The following is a 3,317-nucleotide window of genomic DNA, read 5'->3' as shown; positions in this document are numbered from 1 at the left end:
CGATGGGGTCCCGTACGACGGTTGGTGGGCGACCCGCGCTCTGGCCGCGATCGGACCCGCGGCATCGGCGGCGGTGCCCGGACTGACCCTGGTCCGCGACGACCCGGACGCGTCCTGGCGGCGGCGTCTCGGCTGCGCGCAGACCCTCGCCGCGATCACCGGTGACACCGCCCAGCTGACCGCCCGCATCGCCGAAGCCGCCGCCGAGGGCGAGGCCGTCCTGGCGGCGGAGGCGGCGCTGAAGCATGGGCTGCCTTTGGACGGCCCCCTCCCCGCGCTCCGCGATGTTGCCACCGCGGCCGGCGGGGACGGCGCCTCCGACGTCCGGCGCCGGCTCGACGCGGCACGCCTGCTGCTGCGCGCGGGGGAGACCGAAGCGCCGTTGCGGGCCATCACCGAGGTGCACGACGGCGGCAGGACCCTGATGGGCACCGTCGAACTCGCGGGTCTGCTCGGCCCGGACGCGGCGAGCTTCGTTCCGCGCCTGCGGCAGATGCTCGGCGGCCGGTTCGGCTACCTGCCCGCCGCACTCGCGATCCGCCGGATCACGGGCGAGGCCGCGCCGCTCGTGGACGCCGTCCGCCGGTGGCTCGCGTCCATGGGAGCCGGGCCGCAGGTCGTCGAGGCGCTCCGGGAACTGGGCGCGGACGCCGCTCCGCTGCTGCCCGGACTGCGGGAGCTCGTCGACGGTGACGACGCCGTACCCGGCGTCGGCGCCTACGGGAGGCAGGTCCGCGGCGACGAGGAGCAGCGTCGTGAACTGGCGGCGGTTCTGGCCGAACTTCCCGGATAGCGGTGGCGCACTCCGATGAATTTCATTCTAGAATTGGCTTCTACGTCTACGGAGGTGCCTGATGGCGGTGGATCCGACCGGTGCGGGGCTGAAGCAGTTCCTCGCGGAGGACCCCGGCGGCCCGGTGGTCATGCTCAACCTGCTGCGCTTCCGGGAGGGCGGGGAGAAGAGCTACGCCCGCTACTCGGAGGTGGTCGGCGATGCCATCCTCCCCCGGTACGGCGCCGAGGTCCTCTACTACGGCAAGGGGTCGACGGCGCTGGTCGCCGAGGACGGGCAGGCGTGGGACGCCGTGCTCCTCGTCCGGTACCCGTCCCGCGAGGTGTTCGCCCAGATGGTCGCCGACCCCGACTTCCAGGCCGTCGCGCACTTCCGCACCGAGGCTCTCACGGACGCCGTGCTGCAGGCGACCGTCCAGCTCGGCGCCTGAGGCGGCCCCAGGGCTTGGCGACGGCGAGGACGGTCGCGAAGGTCAGGGCCGTCAGGGACACCGCGGGCGGGTAGAGCAGGTCGGAGATGAACGCCGGTTCGGGTGCGCCGGAGGTCAGCGTCCGGCCGTATTCGCCGACCTCGTCCATGCCCGGCTGGAGTGCCACCAGGATGAGGGTGCACAGGATCAGGTTGAGGACGAGCTTGACCGCCACCCACCAGTAGCGGAGCAGCCCCCAGCGTGTGCCGAGCCCCAGGACCAGCCCGGTGACGAGGCAGATGAGCCCGGACGTCAGCATCGGCCACACCACGAAGGTCGCCAGCGCCTCGTAGGCCAGCCCGCGCACGTGGTCGGTCGTGCCGAAGCGCCCGGTCAGCACCAGGACGGCCACCATGACGTCGATGCCGATCCACGCGCCGGCGGACACGATGTGCGCGATCAGCGTCGTCTTCCGCAGTCTCCTGCTGAGCGGGATGCGGGCGTCCGGGTGGCGGCGGTGCGTGGCGCGGTCGGTCTCCTGCGTCGCCATGTCTCATGTCCTTTCGGGCGTCGTCGTCAGGACGTGACGATGCCGGTCCGGTGCGGGGCGTGTCGTCGGGTGCGCGGCGGCATCGCTTGTACGACGGGCGGCGCAGCGGGGGAGCGGCCGGTACCACGGGCGGCGTAATTAGAGACAGTCTCTAGAGAAGCTCTCTAGAGAAGCTCTCTATAAATCGGTAGGCTGCGCGGCATGGGCGAGGCGTTGCGGGTCGCGGTCACCGGCGGGAACCGGGGTGTGGGACGCGCGGTGGCGGCCGAGGCCGTCCGGCGCGGACACCGGGTGGTGATAGTGGCGCGGCGGCCGGACGCGGGGGCGGCCGCCGCGCGGGAGATCGGCGCGGAGCTCGTCGTGGGCGACCTGTCGTCCATCGCGGCGGTGCGGAAGCTGAGGGACACCCTGCCCGAGGTCGACGTGCTCGTCCACAACGCGGGCGTCTGGCCCAGCCGCCGGGTGCTCAACGAGGACGGGTTCGAGCAGGCTTACTTCACCAACCATCTGGCGCCGTTCCTGCTGAACCGGATGCTGGAAGGGCGGTTGCGGCGCGTCGTGCAGGTCAGCGCCGGCCTCTATGTCACCGGCAGGGTCGATCCGGAGCGGACGCCCACGGGGGACGACTTCCACGCCGTCCACACGTACGCGAACACCAAGCTGGCGAACCTGCTGATGGTCCCGCTGTTCGCCGAGCGGTGGAGGGAGTCCGGGGTGACGATCGACGCCGTCCATCCGGGCGTGCTGCGGACGGATCTCGGCGCCCGGAGCGGTGTCTTCGGGTTCCTGCTGAAGACCCTCAAATGGACGCTGAAGCCCGCCGGGAAGAGCGGGCCGCCCGTCGCGGATCTGATCACCGCCGACGGGACGGGACGGTACTTCCACGTGAAGAAGGAGACGCCGTTGAAGCCCAAGGCCCTCGACGCGCCGCTGGCGTCCAGGCTGTGGGCCGACGCCGAGAAGCTGCTCGATGTCCCCTAGGCGCCAGGGCACCGGCGAGACCGTCGCGCGGATCCTGGCCGAGGCGCTCCGGGTGCACGCCGAACGCGGGCACGAGGGGTTCACGATGAAGGCCGTCATCGCGGCCACCGGGATGAGCAGCGGCAGCCTGTACCACCATTTCGGATCGTTCGACGGCCTCGCCGCCGCCCTGTACGCGCGCTGCATGGCCGAGCTGCTCGACGCCCTGCTGGCCTCGCTGGAGGGCGTCGCGGAACCGCGCGCGGGCGTCGAGGCGGTGACGCGCGCCTACCTGCGGTTCACGCGGGAGCGCGGCGACGCCGCCCGGTTCATCCACGCCTCGGCCTACGCGGCGTTCCTGCCCGGGCACGCGGGCGTCATCGCCGAGGCGAAGGCGCCGCGCGTCGCCCGGCTCACCGCCTGGATGGCGCCGCACGTCACGGCCGGCCGGGTGGCCCGGCTGTCTCCGGCGATGATGGAGATGCTCCTCATCGGGCCGGTCGCCGAGACGGCGCGGCGGTGGCTGTCCGATCCTGCGTCCGTGGATCTGGACGAGGCCGCCGCCGTCCTGCCGTCCCGGATATGGCGCTCCCTCCAGCCGTGAC

Annotated in this window: 5 protein-coding genes; 4 read left to right on the top strand and 1 reads right to left on the bottom strand. The window is 72.4% G+C overall.

Translation table 11 applies throughout. The features are described from left to right. The coding region (locus ACIWVC_RS26590) for a hypothetical protein (RefSeq protein ID WP_396454729.1) at positions 1-793 on the top strand (793 nt) is incomplete at its 5' end. 61 nt (positions 794-854) lie between these two features. Beyond that, positions 855-1,223 carry a DUF1330 domain-containing protein gene (locus tag ACIWVC_RS26585; protein WP_396451415.1) on the top strand — a complete coding sequence of 123 codons (369 nt, stop codon included), beginning with the start codon at positions 855-857 and terminating at the stop codon, positions 1,221-1,223. On the opposite strand, the gene ACIWVC_RS26580 is transcribed toward ACIWVC_RS26585, so the two are convergent. After that, entirely contained in the window at positions 1,180-1,752 is a 573-nt protein-coding gene (locus ACIWVC_RS26580; RefSeq protein WP_396454728.1) for a hypothetical protein, read from the bottom strand. The genes ACIWVC_RS26585 and ACIWVC_RS26580 overlap by 44 nt on opposite strands. A 201-nt stretch (positions 1,753-1,953) precedes the next feature. Between ACIWVC_RS26580 and ACIWVC_RS26575 the strand changes: the two genes are divergently transcribed. After that, a complete protein-coding gene (locus ACIWVC_RS26575; RefSeq protein WP_396454727.1) occupies positions 1,954-2,733 on the top strand; it encodes an SDR family NAD(P)-dependent oxidoreductase in 780 nt (259 codons plus the stop codon). Next, on the top strand, positions 2,723-3,316 hold the full coding sequence (locus tag ACIWVC_RS26570) for a TetR/AcrR family transcriptional regulator (RefSeq protein WP_396454726.1): 594 nt from the start codon (positions 2,723-2,725) through the stop codon (positions 3,314-3,316). The genes ACIWVC_RS26575 and ACIWVC_RS26570 overlap by 11 nt, the downstream gene beginning before the upstream one ends. The last annotated feature ends 1 nt before the right edge of the window (position 3,317 follow it).

It is taken from the genome of Actinomadura sp. (assembly GCF_044508335.1).
Classification (GTDB): Bacteria; Actinomycetota; Actinomycetes; order Streptosporangiales; family Streptosporangiaceae; genus Spirillospora.
This window is presented reverse-complemented; position numbering and strand designations above follow the sequence as displayed.

What these genes read in the sequence shown, in the direction of transcription:
- ACIWVC_RS26585 (WP_396451415.1), top strand. Translation starts at nt 855, where the DNA reads ATGGCGGTGGATCCGACCGGTGCGGGGCTGAAGCAGTTCCTCGCGGAG.
- ACIWVC_RS26580 (WP_396454728.1), bottom strand. Translation starts at nt 1,752, where the DNA reads ATGGCGACGCAGGAGACCGACCGCGCCACGCACCGCCGCCACCCGGAC.
- ACIWVC_RS26575 (WP_396454727.1), top strand. Translation starts at nt 1,954, where the DNA reads ATGGGCGAGGCGTTGCGGGTCGCGGTCACCGGCGGGAACCGGGGTGTG.
- ACIWVC_RS26570 (WP_396454726.1), top strand. Translation starts at nt 2,723, where the DNA reads ATGTCCCCTAGGCGCCAGGGCACCGGCGAGACCGTCGCGCGGATCCTG.